This window comes from Streptomyces sp. NPDC059224, assembly GCF_042754285.1.
Lineage (GTDB): Bacteria > Actinomycetota > Actinomycetes > Streptomycetales > Streptomycetaceae > Streptomyces.
This window is the reverse complement of record NZ_JBHZAN010000008.1, coordinates 90149-110014: the sequence shown is the minus strand read 5'-3', so window position 1 is coordinate 110014 and position 19866 is coordinate 90149. Positions and strand designations below refer to the sequence as shown.

Genomic DNA, 19866 nt, shown 5'->3' with positions numbered 1-19866 from the left:
CGGACAGCCCCGTCCTCAGCTGTTCGTGGTGCCCAGGATGGTGCGCAGCTCCTTCGGGAGCAGGTGGTCGCAGGACTGCTTGGCCTCGTTGGTGAGGGAGTCCGAGACGCAGGTGTAGTAGTCGCGGTAGACCATCTGGGCCGTGAAGGTCGCCGCCACCAGGGCCAGCGCCAGCGACGCCGTGACCAGGCCGCTGATCGCCGCCGTGGTCTGCGGGCGGCCGGCGTTGGCGTTGGCCGCGGCCTCCTCGGGGCTGCGCGGCCTGGCGCGGATCGCGCTGACACCCCAGTAGATGCCCAGGGCGCCCAGCAGCAGTGCCACGTACGGCCAGCCGAAGAGGGCGAAGAGGAACGCCCACATACCGCTCAGCAGCGCGTACCGCGCCCGGCGCTGGGCCGGGTCCGTCGGGTCCCAGCGCATCCCCGGGCCGCCGGGGCCGCCCTGACCGCCGCCGCCCGGGCCGCTCTCGTCGGGACGTCGGCCGAAGCCGCCGGACTGCCGGCCGGGCTGGCGGTCGCTCCACTGGCTGCCCCAGGGCGACTGCTGGTCGTCGTCACCGGCCGGGCGGCGGGGCTGCCACGGCTTGTCCGGGGCGCCCTCCGGCGGCGGGGCGAAGGGGTTGTCGTCCTGCTGGTCGCCCTTCGGCCGGTCCGAGGGCGCCTCGGGCGGCGAGGCCGGCCGTTCCCGCAACAGCACGGCGAAACGCGGCCCTCCCTGCACCGACTGCGGGGGGAGCATACGAAGTCCCAGGCTGCGGTCCGGCATCAAGTGAGCGTCTTCCCCTAGATCAAGATGGACAACGAAACGGCTGGTTACCTGGTGAACGCGTCGTGTCCCGCACGCGTTCCCGCCCCGGTACCTCCCAGACGCTACCTTCCGGCCACGCCCCCGTCCCGTGGGGGCCGTCCGGTGTGCCGGTATCGTTGCTGACGGCCGGCCGCTTCGTAGACTTCCCCGTATCCCGGGGCGCGAAGCACTCGTATGAAGGTACAAAGCGGGTGCGGTCCGGCCGCCGTACCGACGCTCCCCCGAGAAAGGGCCCCACCGTGGCCGCCAAGCCCGTGGCCAAGCGCCTCGTCGTGCTGGTCTCCGGATCCGGCACCAACCTCCAGGCGCTCCTCGACGCGATCGCCGGGACCGGCGTCGAGGCCTACGGCGCCGAGGTCGTCGCCGTCGGGGCCGACCGCGACGGCATCGAGGGGCTCGCGCGCGCCGAGCGCGCCGGGATCGCGACCTTCGTGACCCGGGTGAAGGACTTCGCGACGCGGCAGGAGTGGGACCGGGCGCTGACCGGCGCCGTCGCCGCCCACGAGCCCGACCTCGTCGTCTCCGCCGGGTTCATGAAGATCCTCGGGAAGGAGTTCCTGGCGCGGTTCGGCGGGCGGACCGTGAACACGCACCCCGCCCTGCTGCCCAGTTTCCCCGGGGCCCACGGCGTACGGGACGCGCTCGCGTACGGCGCCAAGGTCACCGGCTGCACCGTCCACTTCGTCGACGACGGCGTCGACACCGGGCCGATCATCGCTCAGGGCGTGGTGGAGGTCCGGGACGAGGACGACGAGAGCGCGCTGCACGAGCGAATCAAGGAAGTCGAGCGAAGCCTGCTCGTCGAGGTCGTGGGGCGGATCGCCCGCAACGGCTATCGCACCGAGGGACGAAAGGTATTTATCCAGTGACCGCCGAGAGCAACAAGCGGCCCATCCGACGGGCGCTCGTCAGCGTCTACGACAAGACGGGTCTCGAAGACCTCGCGCGCGGGCTGCACGAGGCGGGCGTCGAACTCGTCTCCACCGGCTCCACCGCCTCCCGCATCGCCGCCGCCGGGGTCCCCGTGACCAAGGTGGAGGAGCTGACCGGCTTCCCGGAGTGCCTGGACGGCCGGGTCAAGACCCTGCACCCCAGGGTCCACGCCGGCATCCTGGCCGACCTGCGCCTGGAGAGCCACCGCAAGCAGCTCGAAGAGCTCGGTGTCGAGCCGTTCGACCTCGTCGTCGTCAACCTCTACCCGTTCCGCGAGACCGTCGCCTCGGGCGCCTCGCCGGACGAGTGCGTCGAGCAGATCGACATCGGCGGCCCCTCGATGGTCCGCGCCGCCGCCAAGAACCACCCCTCGGTCGCCGTGGTCACCAGCCCCGATCGGTACGCCGACGTGCTCGCCGCCGTCACCGCCGGCGGCTTCGACCTGGCCACCCGCAAGCGGCTGGCCGCCGAGGCCTTCCAGCACACGGCGTCCTACGACGTGGCGGTCGCCTCCTGGTTCGCCTCGGAGTACGCCCCGGTCGACGAGTCGCGGTTCCCGGACTTCCTGGGCGCCACCTGGCAGCGCGAGAACACCCTGCGCTACGGCGAGAACCCGCACCAGCCCGCCGCCCTCTACGTCGACGCGAGCGGTGGCGGCCTCGCCCGGGCCGAGCAGCTGCACGGCAAGGAGATGTCGTACAACAACTACACGGACACGGACGCCGCGCGCCGTGCCGCGTACGACCACGACGAGCCGTGCGTCGCGATCATCAAGCACGCCAACCCCTGTGGCATCGCGATCGGTTCGGACGTCGCCGAGGCGCACCGCAAGGCGCACGCCTGCGACCCGCTGTCGGCGTTCGGCGGGGTCATCGCCGTGAACCGGCCGGTCAGCAAGGAGCTGGCCGAGCAGGTCGCGGAGATCTTCACCGAGGTCATCGTGGCGCCCGGCTACGAGGAGGGAGCCCTGGAGGCCCTCGCCAGGAAGAAGAACATCCGGGTGCTGAAGGCGCCGGGCGCGCCCGCCAACCCGGTGGAGGTCAAGCCCGTCGACGGCGGTGTGCTGCTCCAGGTCACCGACCGGCTGCAGGCCGACGGCGACGACCCGGCCAACTGGACCCTGGCCACCGGTGAGGCGCTGAGCCCCGGGGAGCTGCGGGATCTCGCCTTCGCCTGGAAGGCCTGCCGGGCCGTGAAGTCCAACGCCATCCTGCTCGCCAAGGACGGCGCCTCGGTCGGCGTCGGCATGGGCCAGGTCAACCGCGTCGACTCCGCGAAGCTGGCCGTCGAGCGGGCCGGGGAGGAGCGGGCACGCGGCTCCTACGCCGCCTCCGACGCCTTCTTCCCGTTCCCCGACGGGCTGGAGATCCTCACCGCGGCCGGCGTGCGGGCCGTGGTCCAGCCGGGCGGTTCGGTGCGTGACGAACTCGTCGTCGAGGCCGCGAAGAAGGCGGGCGTGACGATGTACTTCACCGGGACGCGGCACTTCTTCCACTGAGCCGCGGCACGCGGAGCGCACACACCAGGGCCGTGTCCCCCTCGGTACGGGGGACACGGCCCTTGGAGTACGCGGCGGCGGCCGCTCAGTTGGTGCGGATCACGATCGTGCCGCAGATCTTGTCGGCGAAGGTCTGGCGCTTGGCGTCCCACGCCGGCCACAGCCAGCCCAGGTAGCAGGGGAGACCGTCCACGATGTGCGCGATACGGCGGACGAAGGCCATGCCGACGCCGATCGGCTGGCCGGTCTCCTCCTTCACCAGGCGGATGCCCAGCGCCTTCTTGCCGACCGTCTGGCCGGTGCGGCCCTCCTGGATCAGCTGCCAGATGGCGACGGCGATGATGGCCAGGAAGCCGATGAACAGGAGCGCCTTCACCTTGGCGCCGACCAGCACCAGGATGTACGGCACCAGGAAGACCAGGCCGTCGACGAGGGTGCCGAGGAAGCGCTGGCCCCAGTTCGCGTACGGCGGCGTCGCGCCGTAGCCCTGCTGCGGGTAGCCGTAGCCGCCCTGCTGCGGGTAACCGGGCTGCTGCTGCGGGTAGCCGTAACCCTGCTGCTGCGGCACGCCCTGCGGGGCCTGCTGGTAGCCGGGCTGCTGCGGGTAGCCGTAGCCGGGCTGACCCTGCTGCGGGTTCTGCGGCTGCTGACCGTAAGGGTTGTTGGGCGAGCCGAAACTCATGGCCGTCTTCCTCCGTTGGACCTGCGGGGACGACGCGGAAAGGCACGGAGGTACGTCATGTTCTGAGCGGTTTGCCCCCCCAACCGGACCGCGATACTGCGCCGCTCATCGTTTAGTAAGGGCGAGTTGTTGTCCAGTCCGATTCGCGAGGTGTTGTGCAAGTGCAACATCATTGATCATGACCGCACACCCGATTGGAACCGGGAGACCGGCATCCGCGAGGATGGACCCATGACCGCCCAGATTCTCGATGGCAAGGCCACCGCAGCCGCGATCAAGTCCGATCTGACCGCCCGCGTGGCGGCGCTGAAGGAGAAGGGCGTCACGCCCGGCCTCGGCACGATCCTGGTCGGGGACGACCCCGGCAGCCAGAAGTACGTCGCCGGCAAGCACCGTGACTGTGCGCAGGTCGGCATCGCCTCCATCCAGCGGGAGCTGCCCGCCACCGCGACCCAGGAGGAGATCGAGGCCGTCGTCCGCGAGCTCAACGACGACCCCGCCTGCACCGGCTACATCGTCCAGCTCCCGCTGCCCAAGGGCATCGACGAGAACCGCATCCTGGAGCTGATGGACCCGCACAAGGACGCGGACGGCCTGCACCCGATGAACCTGGGCCGCCTGGTGCTCGGCGAGCCCGCCCCGCTGCCCTGCACCCCCAACGGCGTGCTGACCCTGCTGCGCCGCCACGGCGTCGAGATCAAGGGCGCCGAGGTGGTGGTCGTCGGCCGTGGCGTGACCATCGGGCGCCCGATGCCGCTGCTGCTCACCCGGCGCAGCGAGAACGCGACGGTCACCCAGTGTCACACCGGCACGCGTGACCTCTCCGCCCACCTCAGGCGCGCCGACATCATCGTCGCGGCGGCCGGCTCCCCGCACCTGATCCGTGCCGAGGACGTCAAGCCGGGCGCGGCCGTCCTCGACATCGGCGTCTCCCGCAACGCGGACGGCAAGATCGTCGGCGATGTGGACCCCGGTGTCGCCGAGGTCGCCGGGTGGCTCTCCCCGAACCCCGGCGGTGTCGGACCGATGACCCGGGCCCAGCTGCTCGTCAACGTGGTCGAGGCGGCGGAGCGCAGTGTCGGCTGACGGCGGTCACGGACAGAATGCGGGCCGCCGGGCGACCCGGCGCTTCCCGCTGTTCACGCGGGACACGGCGCGCCCCGAGGGGGGCGGCAGGGCCGCGTCGGGAGACCTGCCGGCGCCGGCTCGGCAGTGGCCGCTGCTGGTGGTGCTGGCGGCCGCCGCGGTGGGGCTGCTGCTGACCTCGCTGGACCAGTTCAGGGTGGGCGCTCTGCTGATCGGCGCGGCGCTGCTCGCGGGCGCGGTGATGCGGTGGGTGCTGCCGAGCGTCGGGATGCTGGCGGTGCGGTCCCGGTTCACGGACATCGCGACCTACGGTGTGCTGGGCCTGGCGATCGTGCTGCTGGCGCTGATGGCGCAGCCGAAGCCCTGGCTGGTGATCCCCTTCCTGAAGGACACGCTGCACTTCACGATGAGGAGCTAGGGGATCCGATCCGGGCCGCCCGAGGAGTGGCCCGCACCTCCCCCGGTGGGTGCGGGCCTTCCCCCTGGCCCACGGTAGGGATCCGGCCTGCCCGGCGAATCCCACCTCCGATGGAAACCCCTACAACTTCCGCGGTACGCCCGGTGATTGACTCCAGGCCCTGGACCCCCGCGTTACGCTGCGGCGATGCGACTGCGGAACCCGCCTCCCTTCGCCGTCGACACGCTGATCGCGTGCGGGACGGTGGTGATGGCCCTGTTGCTGGGGCGGGAGTCGCCCGCCCAGGGCTGGCCGGGGCTCGACGCGTGGGCGTGTGCGCTGATCGTGCTGGCGCAGCTCCCCGTGGCGCTGCGCGGACGGTGGCCGGTCGCGGCCTTCGCCGTCATGCAGGGCGCCTCGATCGTCTATGTCAGCCTCGGCTTCTGGCCCGTGGTGTGCACCTTCGGCTCCCTGCTGGGCCTCTACACGGTCGCGTCGGCGCGGCCGGTCCGGGTGGCCGTCGGCTGCGCGGTCTGCATGACCGGCATGTGGGTGTACGCCGGGCTCGTCACCCGCGGTTCCTCGATGGCCTCCGTCGTCGTACAGGCGCTGCTGTACTGCTCGGTGTTCGTCTGGTTCGGGCATCTCGCGCAGCGCTCCGCCGCGCTCTCCCGGCATCTGAAGGCCGAGCAGGCCGAACGGGCACGCCGGGCCGTGGCTGAGGAGCGTGGGCGGATAGCAAGGGAGTTGCACGACGTCGTCGCCCACCACATGTCGGTGATCTCCGTGCAGGCGGGGCTCGCCCGGTTCGTCTTCGAGTCGGATCCCGGCAAGGCGCGCGGGGCGCTCGGGACGATCGCGGACACCAGCGGGGAGGCCCTGGAGGAACTGCGGCGCATGCTCCACGTGCTGCGGGAGCAGGACCCGCGGGCCGCCGAGCGGGCGCCGATGCCCACCCTGGACCGGCTCGCCGATCTCCTGGAGCGGGTGCGCAGCGGCGGGCTGCCCGTCGAGTTCGTGATCGAGGGCGAGCCGAGGCCGCTGCCGCCGGGTGTCGAACTGTGTGCCTACCGCGTGGTCCAGGAGGCGCTCACCAACGTTCTCAAGCACGCCGGCCACGCCCAGGCGCGGGTGCTGCTGCGGTACCGGCCGCACGAGCTGGCCGTGTCCGTCCGCGACGACGGGGAGGGGGTGAATCCGGACAGAGTGCGAACGAGTGCCGGACATGGCTTGATCGGCATGCGGGAGCGGGCCAAGCTCTATGGCGGGACGATCAGCGTCGGCCCACGCTCCGGGGGAGGCTTCGCGGTCGAGCTGGCCCTGCCGACCTCGGCCGCACTCGCACGGCGGGGGGACGACCGTACCGGATGACCAGAGTGCTCGTGGTCGACGACCAGTTCCTCATCCGCGCGGGTCTGGTGGGGCTGCTGGAAGCCGCGCCCGGCTTCGAGGTGGCCGGAGAGGCCGGGGACGGCGCGGAGGCGGTGCGGCTGGCCGCCGAGACCTGCCCCGACGTCATCCTCATGGACATCCGGATGCCGGGTCTGAACGGCATCGAGGCCACCGAGCGCATCCTGGCGCAGGCGGCGGGGCCCGCGCCCCGCGTCCTCGTGCTCACCACCTTCGACCTCGACGAGTACGTGTACGGCGCGCTGCGCGCGGGCGCCTCGGGCTTTCTCCTCAAGGACTCCGGTCCGGAGCGGCTGCTGGCCGCCGTCACCGCGGTGGACGGCGGGGACGCCCTGTTCGCGCCCAGTGTCACCCGGCGCCTGGTCGAGGCCTTCGCCCGGCAGCACGGCCCCGCCCCGCAGACCGGCCCGCCGCCCGACCTCGACGTGCTGACCTCCCGTGAGGTCGAGGTCCTCAAGCTCACCGCGCGCGGGCTGTCCAACCTGGAGATCGCCGACCTCCTCTACATCAGCGAGGCCACCGTGAAGACGCATCTCAACCGCACGATGACCAAGCTCGACCTGGGCAGCCGGGCCCAGGCGGTGGTGGTGGCGTACGAGACGGGACTGGTGACGCCGGGCGGGCCGGGTGCGGCCGGAGACCACCTCGGCGGCTGAAAGAGGCCCAATGGCGGCCCGTCCCCTCCCCCGAGCAGGACGGACCGCCGTCGGGTCTCAGCCTTCCCGTCGGGTGGCGGCTGTTCAACGGCTGTCCGCGGGCTGTGGCACAGAGGTGACAGTTCCGCTATGGAGCGTCCGCACTGCCACAGCCTGCGGGAACCGTCGGACCGCCCGTCGTCGTCACCCGCTCTGAACTGGCAACGAACTGGCAACGCGGAAGCCGTGGAGGTGCGTGATGGGCGGCTGGCAGCCGCTGCCGGAGGGGCTTCCGGCGGAAGTGCGGCACTTCGTGGAGCAGTTGCGGCTCCTCAAGGACGACACCGGGCTCAGCCTGGTGGCGCTGGGCGCCCGCACCGCCTACAGCAAGTCCTCCTGGCAGCGCTACCTCAACGCCGTGCAGCCGCCGCCGCGACAGGCCGTCGCCGCGCTGTGCCGGGTCGCGGGCCTCACCGGTGCCGACGCCGAACGGCACACCGTGCGCTGGGAGCTGGCCGTCCAGGCCTGGCCGCGGCCGGCGAACGAGCCGGAACCGCCGCCCGGCACCGGGGAGTACGAGGACGACCCCACCCTCCCCTGGTGGGACAGCCCGGAGCCGGAGCGGACGCCCCGCCCGCACGGCGGGCTGCTGCCGGCGGCGGTCCTGCTGCTGCTCGTGCTGCTGCTCGTGGCGGTCGTCGGCGTGGTGGCTCTCGGGTGAGCCGGGGCTGCCGTGACCTGCGAGGTCACGGCCGGGTGACCGGCGTGCCGATGTGCCGACAAGTTCGGGGACGGGTCACGAAGCCGACTCACAAGCGGGCTAACGTGTCCGGTCGGGGCAAGGCGTAGGCCTGTCGGACCGCTTCGCGGTCGGCGTGCGACGGTGCGCGCGGGCGGGGCGGTGCTCCTGTGCGCCCCTGCCGGGGGACTGGGTTTCCGGGGGCGCCGCGGTCCGCTGGGTAACCAGAACGGGGACCGCGCGCGGGCACCACGCGCAGGGGGACGCGGGGGAAGACACGCCACCGGACCGGGGGCGGGAGGACCGGGGAAGAGGGGGGAGCAATGCCTCGCTGGAAGGCGCTGCCGGAGGAACTCGATCCGCAGGTGAAGGAGTTCGCGACCCAGTTGCGGCGGCTGGTGGACCGCAGCGGGCTGGGCGTCGCGGCACTGTCGGACCGCACCGGCTACAGCAGGACGTCCTGGGAGCGGTACCTGGGCGGGCGCCTGCTGGCGCCCAAGGGTGCGATCGTCGCGCTCGCCGAGGTCACGGGCACCGATCCCGTCCACCTGACGACCATGTGGGAGCTGGCCGAACGGGCCTGGAGCCGTTCGGAGCAGCGCCACGACATGACGATGGAGGCGATCCGGATCTCCCAGGCGCGCGCCGCGCTGGGGGAGTTCGGGGGCCCGCCGGCCGTGTCCGCCGGCACCGACAGGAGCAAGGCACCGCGCCGCACGGGCGGTGCCGTCGCGACGCCGGGGATCGCCGGACCGGCGGGCGTCTCGCCCACCGTCCCGCCCCAGCCCACGGCACCGGACGCGAACAGCCGGGAGGGGACCGGCCCGCGCCGGCCGGCCGCGCCCGAGGGACCGGCGTCCGGTGGCGGCGGCCGGCGGCGGCTGACGATGTTCCTCGCGGGGGCCGGGGGTGTCGCCGTGGCCGTCGCCGCCGTCTTCCTCCTGACGGGCGGCGACGGCGGCGGCCACGGCGACGGTGCGAAGAACCGGAGCGGTGCCACCTCGTCCGTCCCGTCCACCAGCGCCGGCACCGACCTGCCGGCCGGCGTGAAGTGCGCGGGCGCCGGCTGCACCGGCAAGGACGCGGAGGCCATGGGGTGCAGCGGTGACCTCGTGACCACCGCCAAGACCGCCACGGTCGGCGCGATCACGCTGGAGGTCCGCTACAGCGGCACCTGCGGCGCCGCCTGGGGCCGGATCACCGGCGCCGCCCAGGGCGACTCGGTGCGGGTCACGGTCGGCGCCACCACCAGGACGGGCGGCATCACCGCCGCCGGCGACACGATCGCCTACACGCCGATGGTCGCGGTACGGGACGCGGCGCAGGCCAGGGCGTGCGCGACACTGGCGTCGGGGCGGACGGGGTGCACCTCGTAGAAACGCGGACCCGCGGACCCGCGGCGACACAGGAGCGCAGGACCGCGGATACGCAGAACCGCAGAACCGCAGAAACTCCGCGTGTCCGGGAATGCCGTGGCGATTCCTGGGCACGCGAACCGTACCCCCCACGGGAGTCCGGATTCCGGTACCCCCGGTGGCGGCCGCCTCGTCCCACCTCTCCCGGACGGGCGGCCGCCTTTTTCGTACGCGGTCCGCGGGGGCGTCGGCAGGGTCACCGCTGTGGGGCGGGCCACACCCACCCCTCCACGTCCGGCATCCGGAATGCGCGATAGCCTGACCGGTGGATCTCTTGATACCGAGAGATCGATCATTTGTACGTCCGCACCCCAGGGCAAGGACGCCCACCGCCAGCTGTCATACGGAGAACGCCATGACCCGCACTCCCGTGAACGTCACCGTCACCGGCGCGGCCGGCCAGATCGGTTACGCCCTGCTCTTCCGCATCGCCTCCGGCCAGCTGCTCGGCGCGGACGTGCCGGTCCGGCTCCGCCTCCTGGAGATCACCCCCGCGCTCAAGGCCGCCGAGGGCACCGCCATGGAGCTCGACGACTGCGCCTTCCCGCTCCTGGCGGGCATCGACATCAGCGACGACCCGAACGTCGCCTTCGACGGTGCCAACGTCGCCCTCCTGGTGGGCGCCCGCCCGCGTACCAAGGGCATGGAGCGCGGTGACCTCCTGGAGGCCAACGGCGGGATCTTCAAGCCGCAGGGCAAGGCCATCAACGACCACGCCGCGGACGACATCAAGGTCCTGGTCGTCGGCAACCCCGCCAACACCAACGCGCTGATCGCGCAGGCCGCCGCCCCGGACGTACCGGCCGAGCGGTTCACCGCGATGACGCGCCTCGACCACAACCGCGCGCTGACCCAGCTCGCGAAGAAGACGGGCTCGACGGTCGCGGACATCAAGCGCCTGACCATCTGGGGCAACCACTCCGCCACCCAGTACCCCGACATCTTCCACGCCACGGTCGCCGGCAAGAACGCGGCCGAGGTCGTCAACGACGAGAAGTGGCTGGCCGAGGAGTTCATCCCGACCGTCGCCAAGCGCGGCGCGGCCATCATCGAGGCCCGTGGCGCGTCCTCCGCCGCCTCCGCCGCGAACGCCGCCATCGACCACGTCCACACCTGGGTCAACGGCACCGCCGACGGCGACTGGACGTCCATGGGCATCCCGTCGGACGGCTCCTACGGCGTCCCGGAGGGCCTCATCTCCTCCTTCCCGGTCACCACCAAGGACGGCGTGTACGAGATCGTGCAGGGCCTGGAGATCAGCGAGTTCTCCCGCGCCCGCATCGACGCCTCGGTGCAGGAGCTGGCGGAGGAGCGCGACGCGGTCCGCGCCCTCGGCCTCATCTGAGCCTCCCGCGCCCACGGGCCCCGCTCCGGTTTCGTCCGGAACGGGGCCCGTTCCCGTTTTGGCCGCTACCGTCGGAAGAGGCAAGTGGTCCAGTGAATCGGGGGGTTCGCGATGAGCGACGGGAACGGATGGTCCGGTAACGGCACGGAGGGCGAACTGCCGCCGGGGCAGGGGCCGGCGGAGACGCCGCCGGATCAGGAGGAGCCGAGCACGCAGAGATGGCCGACGGTGACCCCGCTGCACACAGGCGTCCCGGAGAACCCGTGGCAGCCGGACCGGCCGGAGCCGCCGCGGAGCCCCGGGCAGTCCGACTGGCCGCCGACGCGGGGGAGTTCCCGGCAGCCCGAGCGGCCGGTGTCCCTGCGCAAGCCGGAGCGCGCGGACCCCGCCGCGCCGGGCGCGCCTCTCGGGCGGCAGGCCGGTCACGAGGCGCCGTACGCTCCCGGGCGCGAACCGAGCGCGGAGCAGGGCCGCCCGGCCCGGCCCCCGACCCCGCCCCCGGGACTGCCGTCGCTGCCGGCCGGGTTCTCGTCGCCGTCCTCGTCCCCGACGCTGCCCGCCGCGCCGACGCCTCCCGGCGCCCGCCGTCCGGTGCCGTCCCCGGGCGGGGCGCCGCGGAGCTACACGCCGCCGCCCTGGTCCGCCGACACGACCTCGTCGGGGCAGCGGCTCGCGGCGACGCCCCCGCCGGCCGGGTACACCCCGCGGCGGCGGTCCGGCCGTGCGCTCGCCGCGGTCGTCGGTCTGGTCCTGGTCGCAGGTCTCTCCGGGCTGGGCGTCTGGTACTTCGGGCGGGACGGCGGTGGCGGCTCCGGCACCGGGGCGGACCCGTCCGTGAGCGCGAGGGTCAGTGCCGAGTCGTCGGCACCCGGGTCTCGCGAGCCGACGGCCAGCCCCAGCCCCCGCCCCACCCCCTCCGTCGCCGCCGGATACCGCGTCGTGGACGACCCCGTCGGTTACACCCTCGACGTTCCCCAGGGGTGGGTCCGGCGGCAGCGGCAGGGGGAGAAGGCGCCGGTGGTGTACTACGACTCCCCGTCCGACGGGCGCCAGTTGCAGATCTTCGCGGTCTCCGAGGCCACCCCGGCCGAGTCCCTCGACCTCGCCGAGAACGACCCCGGGTACGGATACGCGAAGCAGCCGGGCTACCAGCCAGGCGCCCGCACCTCGGGCGACACCTGGGCGGAGCTGTCCTACCGCTACGACGATCAGGACAAGGGTCCTCGCCAGGTCGTCGACCACCGCTTCCAGGCCGCCGACGGCACGCTGTACGCGATCCGTGCCAGTGGCCCCGGGAGCCTTGCCGCCGACCTGGTGCGGGGGCCGCTCACCACCGCGCTCGACTCCTTCTGCCCGGCCGGCGCCCGGTGTTCCTGAGCGCCGGCGTCACTCCATGCCCTTCTTGCCGGGCGTCCAGAACGGCTTGGTGAGCACCGCCCGCCGGTCCCACCCGGCCTCCTGGACGAGCACCTTGCGCACCGCCTGCACGGCCCGCGCCTCCCCGGCGACGTACGCGATACCGCCGGGCTCGGGGGCGAGCCGGCGGACCGCCTCCGGCAGTGACGTCTCGCCGCGGAGCACCCAGTCGAGGCGCTCCGCGTACGCGACGGGCAGCCGGTCCGCCGCGCTCGCCGTCTCCACGCAGCCGGAGACGACGGCCTCCTCGGGCAGTGCGGCGAGCATCGCACCGAACGCGACCGAGGCCGTCTCGTCCCCGACGAAGACGTGGTGGGCGGCCTCCGGGCGCAGCGTGAACGTGCCCTCGGGCTTGCGCAGCCGCACCTGCTCGCCGGCGGCGGCCGTGCGCCCCCAGTGGGCCCCCGGGCCGCCCTCGGGATGGTCCAGCACACACAACTCGAGGACGCCGGACGGGTCGTAGCGCCACACGGAGTACGTGCGCAGGGTCAGGCCGGTGACCAGGACGCGGACCTGCTGACCGGGCATGACGTCGAGGCCGGCGAGCTGGTCGCCGTCGACGCGCAGCCGGCGGATGTGCGCGGTGATCTGTTCGGCCTCGGTGACGGTGCCGCGCAGGGTCAGCAGGTCGAGGACGGGATTCAGCAGAGCGGGCATCGGGGGCTCCACAACAGGCCGAGTGGTGAGGGGAGTTGCTCAGGAACCGATGGAACGCGACAGTACGCGTTCCTGGTCGGACGCGATAGTACGTGTCGGGGCGCGGTCGCGGTAACCGGCCACCACGACCACCGTCGCCGCGAGGACCAGGAGCGCGACGGTGCGCAGCGCCGGGCCCATGCCCGAGGCCAGGTCGGTGTGGGCGGACAGGATCGTGCCGGTGACCGCGACGCCCAGGGCCGCACCGGTCTCGCGGGCCGTGGTGCCGAGGCCCGAGCCCAGGCCCGCCTGATGGGGCGGGAGCGAGGTGACGACGCCCAGGGCCAGGGCCGGCATGGACAGGCCGGTGCCGGCCGAGATGACCAGCAGCCAGCAGGCGTAGGCCCAGTACGGGGTGGACGCGTCGACGGTGGAGGCGCCGAGCAGGCCGAGGCCGATCAGCCCGAGTCCGGTGCCGACCACCGGGCGCGGCCGGCCGGCCCAGCGGGCGGCGAGCTTCGGGACCAGGGCCATGCCGAGGGCCGGCGGCATGATCGCGACACCGGTGACGGCGGCGTCGTAGCCCTTGACGCCCTGCAGGTACTGCGAGTTGAGGAAGAAGAGGGAGAACAGGCCGAAGAAGCCGGTCGCCGTGCCGAGGGACGCCGCGCGCAGCCGGGAGGAGGCGAAGACGCGCGGGTCGAAGAGGGGCTCGGCCGAGCGCAGGGCGTGCCGGCCGAAGAGGGCGGTCAGGGTCGCGCCCGCCGCGAAGGAACCGAGGATGGGCGCGGACGTCCAGCCGTACGTCGGGCCCTCGATGATGCCGAACAGCACCGCCACCAGGCCCGCCGTGAGGAACAGGGTGCCCAGCGGGTCGAGATGGCCGTGCGCGGAGCGGTCGGTTGCCGGAACGGTGGCGGCGACGGCCAGGGCGAGCAGGGCCGCCAGCGGGACCATGGCGATGAACAGGGCCCGCCAGGACAGGAACTGGCCCACCAGGCCGCCGCCGATGTTGCCGGCGGCGCCGCCCAGGCCGATCGCCAGGGTCCAGGAGGCCAGCGCGCGGGCGCGGCGCTCGGGGGCACAGAGGTGGATCAGGATCGACAGGGTGGCCGGTGTGATGAGTGCGGCCCCGGCCCCGGACAGGCCGCGGCCCGCGATCAGCACGGCGGGATCCGGCGCGAGCGCGCTGGTGGCGGCGCCCGCCGTGAACAGGGCGAGGCCGGCGAGCAGGGCGCCCTTGCGGCCGTACCGGTCGCCGAGCGCGCCGGCCGGTATGAGCAGGCCCGCGAAGGCGATGACGTAGGCGTCGACCGTCCAGAGGATCGCGCTGTGCGAGGGGTGCAGGGACGACGAAACCAGCTGCGGGATGAGCAGGTTGATGGCGGCGACCATGCTCTGGGCGACCAGCACGCAGGCGCACAGCGTCAGCAGGGTCAGGCGTTTCGGGGCGTGCGAGGGCACGGCTCCTCCCGGGAGCTCGGTGGCTGGTGTGGGTTGCCCTGTCACCGTAGGCTCGGTTCTGACCTGCCTTCCAGTGCAACCTTTGCAAGGGACGACTGCGTATGACGCAATCCACCGGGGCGTCCGGCAGCCTCGACCTGAACCTGCTGCTCGCTCTGGACGTCCTGCTCGAGGAGCAGAGCGTGCAGGGGGCCGCCCGGCGGCTGCACCTGTCCGAACCGGCGATGAGCCGCACCCTCGGCCGGATCCGCAAGGCGCTCGGCGATCCGGTGCTGGTGCGGGCCGGGCGCTCGATGGTGCCGACCCCGCACGCGCTGGCCGTGCGCGCCGAGGTGAGCGCGGTGGTGGAGCGGGCGCGGGCGCTGTTCGCGCCGGGCCGGGACACCGATCTGCGGACCGTCTCCCGGACGTTCACGATCATCGGCCACGACGCGATCGCCGGCACCCATGGCGCGACCCTGTTCGCCCGGGCCGCCGAGGAAGCACCCGGCATCCGCATCCGCTTCCTCTCCGAGAGCCACGTCGACGCGCCGTTTCTGCGGCACGGCACCGCCGACCTGGAAGTCGGGGTGGTCGACACCTCCCTGCCCGAGGTGCGCGTGGAGTACCTGCACGAGGACCGCATGCTCGGTGTCGTACGGGCCGGACACCCGCTTCTGGAGGGCGAGCTGACGCCTGAGCGGTACGCGACCGCGGCCGGTCATCTGAACGTCTCCCGGCGCGGCAAGCTGCACGGGCCCGTCGACACCGAGCTGGCCGAACTCGGCCTGCAGCGGCGGGTGGTGGGCACCGTCGGCACCTTCCCGGCCTCCCTGTTCGTGCTCTGCGACTCCGACCTGATCGGTCTGATCACCTCCTGGAACGCGCCGCTGGCCGCCGCGCTCGGCCTGGTCACCTTCGAGGTGCCGCTGGACCTCCCGCCGATCGCCATCGGGCTCGCCTGGCACCCGCGCCACGACGCCGACCCCGCGCATGCCTGGCTCCGGCGCTGTGTACGGGAGCTGATGATCGACGAGCCCACGGGGCGGGATCCGTCGGCCGAGTGCTGACCTGCGGTGACTTCGGGCAATCCGTTTCACCGGTCACGGCCGCCCCCCTATGCTGATGCTCTGTCAACTCGGCTTCCAACAGCGCACTTCCAGCACCGCACGTCACACGCATCGGGGGATCGTCGTGAGCACTGCCCACGTGCCGCAACAACCGCAGCCGGGCTCGCCCGCCGGGGCACCGCCCGCCCTGCCGCCCACACCGCCGTACGCCAGTGAGGCCACCCGGCTGCTGTGCGCGGGCAGCTACCTGGATTCCGCGTACCGGGACCGGGTCATCGAGGAACTCCACCTCAACGAGCAGCGGATCGCGGCGCCCTCACTCGGCTTCGACGCCGCCCGGGTGCTGGCCCACGCCCTGCGCGCCCGACGCCAGGAGCTGCTGTGGGGCGCGGCGATCCTCGGGCTGTGGGTGGTGGGGCTGCCGCTCAGCGGCGGGCTGCTCGTGTTCTTCCTGGTGCCGGGCGTCGCGCTGGCCGTCGCGCCCTGGATCAGGGGCCGCGACGCCCAGCCGCCGCTGTACCGGGTGGGCGCCGCATTCCTGGTCCGCTGGTGGGGCCGGGCCTTCTACGCGGTGGCCCTGATCATGACCCTCGTCGTCGCGTTCGGCGGCGGCTCGGACGACGGTTCCTCCTACGACCCCTACGGCTCCGACGGCTACTCAGGCTCCGGCTACTCCGACTCGGCCGGTGTCGGCGACCTGTTGACCCCGGACGTCGGCGAACTCGGCGGTCTGGCGGAGGCCTGGCACGCCTGGCTCACCCTCGCCGTGTTCGCCGGCATCGCCCTGTGCGCGCACGCCCAGCGCACCCAGTTCAGCCGGGCGCTGGCCGGTGAACTCTCCCCGCAGCGCTTCCCGGACGCGGCCGGCGACCCCGCCGAGAAGGCCGAGAACCCCCGCTTCCAGCGGCTCAAGCAGCGCATCCGGATCGAACAGCACGCGCCGCTGATCATGTACAACGAGGCCGACCCGTTCTGCGGGGCGGGCGCCGCCTACGACACGTGGGTGCTGGCCGTGGAACTCAGGCCCGACGAGCTCAAGAAGGAGCGGCAGCCGCTCAGCAACCGGGCGATCCTGGAGAAGATCCGCCCGCTGCTCGAACAGCTCCGCGTCCCCGCCGAGTACGCCGGACCCGGAAACCGTGACCGGCTGCGCCGGCTGGAGATCGACGAGTGCGTGTTCCTGCCCGCCGAGGGACTGCTCACCCGGGACCAGGCGCCGTACCATCCGCAGGCCTTCGAGGAGCACCGGGCGCGGGCCGTCGAGGAGGGCGCCGAGAAGCGCCGGCACTTCCTGCGGATCCGCGTCGGCGGCTGGGAGGAGGAAGTGGTCGTCACGGTGTTCGTGCGCATCCACACCCAGGGCCGGATGCTCGTGCTGGAGATCGCCCCGCACGTACTGACCCCGGTCCGCGCGGACTTCAAGGGCGCCGACCGCGCCGCCCACCGGTTCCGGAACAACAACTGGGCCGGCAAGGCGGCCGCCGCGATCGCCCTGGTCCCGGGCTCGGTCGGCCGCTCGCTCGGGCAGCTCGGCCGGGGCGCGGTGTACCTCTGGCGGCTGCTGACCGGCGGCCACGCGGGTGCGCTGCCGGAGGGGCCCGCGCTGTCCGTGCGCGAACTGGGCGCGGTGGACGTCGGCTCCCACTTCCAGGAGATGGACGTCGTCCGCTACCTGCGCAGCATCCAGGACCGGGTGACGAACGGAGTACGGGCCGCGCTGGCGGAAGCCGGTTACGAGACCGGTGAGTTCGTTCAGAAGACCGTCAACAACAGCACCAACGTGAGCATCGACCGGGTCGAGGGCTCCACCCTCGCCTTCGGCAGCCACGCCACCGCCGTGAGCCACACGACGCAGAAGGGGCCCGACAGCAATGGCAAGTGACGAACCGCAGGTCAACCTCGGGAACATCTCCGGGAGCACGTTCGCCATCGGCAGCCACGCGCACGCCGAGAGCCACCACCACGGCACCGCCGGCTCCCCGGTCGACGAGGAACTCCTGGCCGCCGTCAGGGACTTGCGCGCCGATCTGGCACGGGTGCGGAGCACCGAACAGACGGCGGCGCTGGGCACGGCGCTTGCCGAGACCGAGGACGAGATCACCCGCACCGGCCGGGCGGCCCCCACCCGCCGCGAGCGCCTGCGTGAACTCCTCACCGACTCCCAGACCCTGATCAACGTACTGGCCTCGGCAGGCACACTGGCCGGCCTGCTGGGGAGGTGAGCGAGCCATGGCCGACGGGGGCGGGGGAGCGCGGTACTGGAACGACGACACGCAGCGGTGGGAGGACGACATCCGGCCCGCCGTCGCCCGCCCCCCGGCTCAGCCGCGGGTCTCCCCGGCGACCGCACCGGGTGGGTCGGCCCCGGAGCGCCCGGCATCGGCCCCCGCGGCGGAGTGGTGGTCGGACGGGGGAAGCGGCCGGCCGCCCGCGCCCGGCTGGTCGACCGCCGAGCTGTCACCGGCACCCGTGCCCGCCCGGCACGATCGCAGGCTCGTCCGGACCGTCGTCGTGGGGGCCGTCGTCGTCGGCGTGGCCGCCGCCCTGGTCCTGACCCTGGTGGTCGGCAAGGACGACGGCCACCGGCCCGCCACGGCCGCCGTCCCGGGCACCCCGACCTCCTCCGCACCGCCCACGGAGGCGACCGAATCACCCACGGACACCGGGTCCCCGTCCCCGTCGGTCTCCGCGCCGCCCGCCGGATACGAGCTGCGGCACGACGCCGAGGGCTTCACGACCGCCGTCCCCGAGGGCTGGTCGCGGTCCACCGTCGACTCCTCGTTCGGCATCGCCGTCGTCAGCTACCGCAGTCCCGACCGCGAGCACCGGCTGCAGGTCTACCAGGTCGCCGAGGACTCCCCGGACGCCTCCTTCGAGCTCTACCTCTCCGAGCAGACGCCCAAGCCGGACGGCTTCCAGGAGCTCGGTCTGACCAGGCTCGACGACGCCGATTTCACCGGCTCCCGGCTGGAGTACCTGGCCGGCACGATCCACGGCGAGCCGGACGTCGGCACCTGGCATGTGGTCGACGAGCGGTTCGTCGCGCCGGACGGCACCATCTACGCGGTCGCCTCCTACGGCCCCGACGCCGACGGCCGCGACGACGAGCTGGCCGCTCTGACAACGGCGGTGGACTGGTTCTGCCCGCCGGACACGCTCTGTGACGCGGACCCCGCGGTGGACTGACCGGCCGCCCCACGAGGTCCGCACCGGCGTTCATCTCATTCCAGTATTCGTGGAATGTAATTGCCTGCCTGTATTTAATAGACTCTCTTCCGGGTGACTCAATTCCCCCGAACGCCTCAAACCCTGCTCCGTGCGGTGGTCGTTAGGTGACTGTGACGCGATTGGACTGGATCACTGCCGAAGACCACCCGACCACCGCGCTCCGATGGCCGAGCAGTATGGATATCACATCATGTTCGGACCTGCTCGATGATTTCCTGACGAGAATCAATGTGCTGGAAAATGATTATCGGCGGACGTTGACCGATCTGTATGCGGCGTTCTGAGGCAGGGTGCGGAGGTTTTATCGATGGACGGGATTCAGCGCGATGCGGGTCTCTACGACCATCCCGGTCGCTATGAGCATCCCGGTCTTCACGACCACCCCGGTCGCTATGAGCACCCTGGGCTCTACGACCACCCGGGTCTCTACGACCCGGCCTGGGGCGCCCAGGAGCCGGGCGGTGCCGCGCCGAGCGACTGGGATCCGGTCGAAGAGCTGGCGCAGATGCTGTCCACGCCGACCGGTGTGAGCGCGAGTACGGCTCCCACCCTGCTGGACGTACCCAGGCAGCGCAGGAGCAGCCGCCGGCGGGTCCGCCGCCAGGACTCGCACCTGCTCGACGGCGGCCGGAGCGTCACCCACATCACGTTCCTGATCGCGACGGTCTCGCTGTGCGCGGTGTGCATGCTGACCTGGTCCCTCTGCTACTCGTACGGGCAGCTGCGCGGGATCGCCTCCTCGATGCTGCCCGCGGGGCTGGCCCAGTACTGGCCGCTGACGGTGTACGGCCCGTGGTTCGTGGCGGCGCTGTCCGTCCTGCGGGCCACCGCGCAGCGCCGCAGTGCCCGCCGGTCCTGGTGCGTGGTGCTGACGGCTTCCGCCGTGGCCGTGGTGCTGTGCGTCAGCCACTCCTCGCATGCGCTGTTGTCGTTAGTGATTTTCGGGATTCCGCCGGTGACTGCCCTGGTGTGCTTCTGGGAACTCGTCGGCCAGATCTCGGTCAGGAGCAAGCCCCGGCACGCCATGCACGGCGAACCGGCGGGTTCCGCACCCTGAGAACTCCTTTTTGCCCCTTTCGTCCGACTGTTCAGTGATGCAGCGCACTTTCGGCCGTCGATTGCGCAT

Annotated in this window: 20 protein-coding genes; 16 read left to right on the top strand and 4 right to left on the bottom strand. The window is 72.6% G+C overall.

The window, feature by feature from the left end; all coding sequences use genetic code 11:
• Positions 1 to 15: 15 nt before the first annotated feature.
• Positions 16 to 765 carry a hypothetical protein gene (locus ACFXI4_RS10655; protein ID WP_384989384.1) on the bottom strand — a complete coding sequence of 250 codons (750 nt, stop codon included), beginning with the start codon at positions 763 to 765 and terminating at the stop codon, positions 16 to 18.
• A gap of 281 nt (positions 766 to 1046) precedes the next feature.
• Here ACFXI4_RS10655 and purN point away from each other — a divergent pair, with 281 nt between their 5' ends.
• The gene (gene purN / locus ACFXI4_RS10650) at positions 1047 to 1676 is read left to right on the top strand and encodes a phosphoribosylglycinamide formyltransferase (RefSeq protein ID WP_384989382.1); all 630 of its coding nucleotides are present in this window, start codon (positions 1047 to 1049) and stop codon (positions 1674 to 1676) included.
• Positions 1673 to 3238: a bifunctional phosphoribosylaminoimidazolecarboxamide formyltransferase/IMP cyclohydrolase gene (gene purH / locus ACFXI4_RS10645; RefSeq protein ID WP_384989380.1), complete on the top strand. Its 1566-nt coding sequence runs from the start codon at positions 1673 to 1675 to the stop codon at positions 3236 to 3238. The genes purN and purH overlap by 4 nt, the downstream gene beginning before the upstream one ends.
• Positions 3239 to 3323: 85 nt before the next feature.
• Here purH and ACFXI4_RS10640 read toward each other — a convergent pair whose 3' ends face one another.
• Positions 3324 to 3920, bottom strand: coding sequence for an RDD family protein (locus ACFXI4_RS10640; protein ID WP_384989378.1), 597 nt, complete (start codon positions 3918 to 3920; stop codon positions 3324 to 3326).
• Between the two features lie 231 nt (positions 3921 to 4151).
• On the opposite strand from ACFXI4_RS10640, the gene ACFXI4_RS10635 reads away from it, so the two are divergent.
• The 8 genes from ACFXI4_RS10635 (at position 4152) to ACFXI4_RS10600 (ending at position 12324) form a co-directional block, all read left to right on the top strand.
• On the top strand, positions 4152 to 5006 hold the full coding sequence (locus tag ACFXI4_RS10635) for a bifunctional methylenetetrahydrofolate dehydrogenase/methenyltetrahydrofolate cyclohydrolase (RefSeq protein ID WP_362726532.1): 855 nt from the start codon (positions 4152 to 4154) through the stop codon (positions 5004 to 5006).
• The gene (locus ACFXI4_RS10630; RefSeq protein WP_384989376.1) at positions 4996 to 5424 is read left to right on the top strand and encodes a DUF3017 domain-containing protein; all 429 of its coding nucleotides are present in this window, start codon (positions 4996 to 4998) and stop codon (positions 5422 to 5424) included. The genes ACFXI4_RS10635 and ACFXI4_RS10630 overlap by 11 nt, the downstream gene beginning before the upstream one ends.
• Before the next feature lie 186 nt (positions 5425 to 5610).
• Positions 5611 to 6774: a sensor histidine kinase gene (locus ACFXI4_RS10625; protein WP_384989374.1), complete on the top strand. Its 1164-nt coding sequence runs from the start codon at positions 5611 to 5613 to the stop codon at positions 6772 to 6774.
• On the top strand, positions 6771 to 7469 hold the full coding sequence (locus ACFXI4_RS10620) for a response regulator (RefSeq protein WP_384989372.1): 699 nt from the start codon (positions 6771 to 6773) through the stop codon (positions 7467 to 7469). Before ACFXI4_RS10625 ends, ACFXI4_RS10620 begins: the two co-directional genes overlap by 4 nt.
• Before the next feature lie 238 nt (positions 7470 to 7707).
• The gene (locus ACFXI4_RS10615) at positions 7708 to 8169 is read left to right on the top strand and encodes a helix-turn-helix domain-containing protein (protein ID WP_384989371.1); all 462 of its coding nucleotides are present in this window, start codon (positions 7708 to 7710) and stop codon (positions 8167 to 8169) included.
• A 341-nt stretch (positions 8170 to 8510) separates the two neighbouring features.
• Positions 8511 to 9563 (top strand): DUF2690 domain-containing protein, encoded by a 1053-nt coding sequence (locus ACFXI4_RS10610; RefSeq protein ID WP_384989369.1) that lies wholly within the window; start codon positions 8511 to 8513, stop codon positions 9561 to 9563.
• A 394-nt stretch (positions 9564 to 9957) separates the two neighbouring features.
• Positions 9958 to 10947, top strand: a complete 990-nt coding sequence (locus ACFXI4_RS10605) for a malate dehydrogenase (RefSeq protein ID WP_362731749.1) — start codon at positions 9958 to 9960, stop codon at positions 10945 to 10947.
• Positions 10948 to 11058: 111 nt separating this feature from the next.
• Positions 11059 to 12324: a hypothetical protein gene (locus ACFXI4_RS10600; protein WP_384989368.1), complete on the top strand. Its 1266-nt coding sequence runs from the start codon at positions 11059 to 11061 to the stop codon at positions 12322 to 12324.
• Between the two features lie 9 nt (positions 12325 to 12333).
• Here ACFXI4_RS10600 and ACFXI4_RS10595 read toward each other — a convergent pair whose 3' ends face one another.
• Complete coding sequence (locus tag ACFXI4_RS10595) at positions 12334 to 13020, bottom strand: siderophore-interacting protein (RefSeq protein WP_384989366.1); 687 nt, start codon at positions 13018 to 13020, stop codon at positions 12334 to 12336.
• A 39-nt stretch (positions 13021 to 13059) separates the two neighbouring features.
• Positions 13060 to 14463, bottom strand: a complete 1404-nt coding sequence (locus tag ACFXI4_RS10590) for an MFS transporter (protein WP_384989364.1) — start codon at positions 14461 to 14463, stop codon at positions 13060 to 13062.
• Between the two features lie 101 nt (positions 14464 to 14564).
• Here ACFXI4_RS10590 and ACFXI4_RS10585 point away from each other — a divergent pair, with 101 nt between their 5' ends.
• The 6 genes from ACFXI4_RS10585 (at position 14565) to ACFXI4_RS10560 (ending at position 19797) form a co-directional block, all read left to right on the top strand.
• Positions 14565 to 15512: a LysR family transcriptional regulator gene (locus ACFXI4_RS10585; protein WP_384989362.1), complete on the top strand. Its 948-nt coding sequence runs from the start codon at positions 14565 to 14567 to the stop codon at positions 15510 to 15512.
• A gap of 124 nt (positions 15513 to 15636) precedes the next feature.
• Positions 15637 to 17394: a hypothetical protein gene (locus ACFXI4_RS10580; RefSeq protein ID WP_384989361.1), complete on the top strand. Its 1758-nt coding sequence runs from the start codon at positions 15637 to 15639 to the stop codon at positions 17392 to 17394.
• Entirely contained in the window at positions 17384 to 17734 is a 351-nt protein-coding gene (locus ACFXI4_RS10575) for a hypothetical protein (RefSeq protein WP_384989359.1), read from the top strand. Before ACFXI4_RS10580 ends, ACFXI4_RS10575 begins: the two co-directional genes overlap by 11 nt.
• A 7-nt stretch (positions 17735 to 17741) precedes the next feature.
• The gene (locus ACFXI4_RS10570; protein WP_384989358.1) at positions 17742 to 18698 is read left to right on the top strand and encodes a hypothetical protein; all 957 of its coding nucleotides are present in this window, start codon (positions 17742 to 17744) and stop codon (positions 18696 to 18698) included.
• Between the two features lie 161 nt (positions 18699 to 18859).
• Positions 18860 to 19024, top strand: a complete 165-nt coding sequence (locus ACFXI4_RS10565) for a hypothetical protein (RefSeq protein WP_384989356.1) — start codon at positions 18860 to 18862, stop codon at positions 19022 to 19024.
• A 23-nt stretch (positions 19025 to 19047) separates the two neighbouring features.
• The gene (locus tag ACFXI4_RS10560) at positions 19048 to 19797 is read left to right on the top strand and encodes a DUF2637 domain-containing protein (RefSeq protein ID WP_384989355.1); all 750 of its coding nucleotides are present in this window, start codon (positions 19048 to 19050) and stop codon (positions 19795 to 19797) included.
• Positions 19798 to 19866 lie beyond the last annotated feature (69 nt).

What these genes read in the sequence shown, in the direction of transcription:
- ACFXI4_RS10655 (WP_384989384.1), bottom strand. Translation starts at nt 765, where the DNA reads ATGCCGGACCGCAGCCTGGGACTTCGTATGCTCCCCCCGCAGTCGGTG.
- ACFXI4_RS10640 (WP_384989378.1), bottom strand. Translation starts at nt 3,920, where the DNA reads ATGAGTTTCGGCTCGCCCAACAACCCTTACGGTCAGCAGCCGCAGAAC.
- ACFXI4_RS10635 (WP_362726532.1), top strand. Translation starts at nt 4,152, where the DNA reads ATGACCGCCCAGATTCTCGATGGCAAGGCCACCGCAGCCGCGATCAAG.
- ACFXI4_RS10625 (WP_384989374.1), top strand. Translation starts at nt 5,611, where the DNA reads ATGCGACTGCGGAACCCGCCTCCCTTCGCCGTCGACACGCTGATCGCG.
- ACFXI4_RS10620 (WP_384989372.1), top strand. Translation starts at nt 6,771, where the DNA reads ATGACCAGAGTGCTCGTGGTCGACGACCAGTTCCTCATCCGCGCGGGT.
- ACFXI4_RS10615 (WP_384989371.1), top strand. Translation starts at nt 7,708, where the DNA reads ATGGGCGGCTGGCAGCCGCTGCCGGAGGGGCTTCCGGCGGAAGTGCGG.
- ACFXI4_RS10610 (WP_384989369.1), top strand. Translation starts at nt 8,511, where the DNA reads ATGCCTCGCTGGAAGGCGCTGCCGGAGGAACTCGATCCGCAGGTGAAG.
- ACFXI4_RS10605 (WP_362731749.1), top strand. Translation starts at nt 9,958, where the DNA reads ATGACCCGCACTCCCGTGAACGTCACCGTCACCGGCGCGGCCGGCCAG.
- ACFXI4_RS10600 (WP_384989368.1), top strand. Translation starts at nt 11,059, where the DNA reads ATGAGCGACGGGAACGGATGGTCCGGTAACGGCACGGAGGGCGAACTG.
- ACFXI4_RS10595 (WP_384989366.1), bottom strand. Translation starts at nt 13,020, where the DNA reads ATGCCCGCTCTGCTGAATCCCGTCCTCGACCTGCTGACCCTGCGCGGC.
- ACFXI4_RS10585 (WP_384989362.1), top strand. Translation starts at nt 14,565, where the DNA reads ATGACGCAATCCACCGGGGCGTCCGGCAGCCTCGACCTGAACCTGCTG.
- ACFXI4_RS10575 (WP_384989359.1), top strand. Translation starts at nt 17,384, where the DNA reads ATGGCAAGTGACGAACCGCAGGTCAACCTCGGGAACATCTCCGGGAGC.
- ACFXI4_RS10570 (WP_384989358.1), top strand. Translation starts at nt 17,742, where the DNA reads ATGGCCGACGGGGGCGGGGGAGCGCGGTACTGGAACGACGACACGCAG.
- ACFXI4_RS10560 (WP_384989355.1), top strand. Translation starts at nt 19,048, where the DNA reads ATGGACGGGATTCAGCGCGATGCGGGTCTCTACGACCATCCCGGTCGC.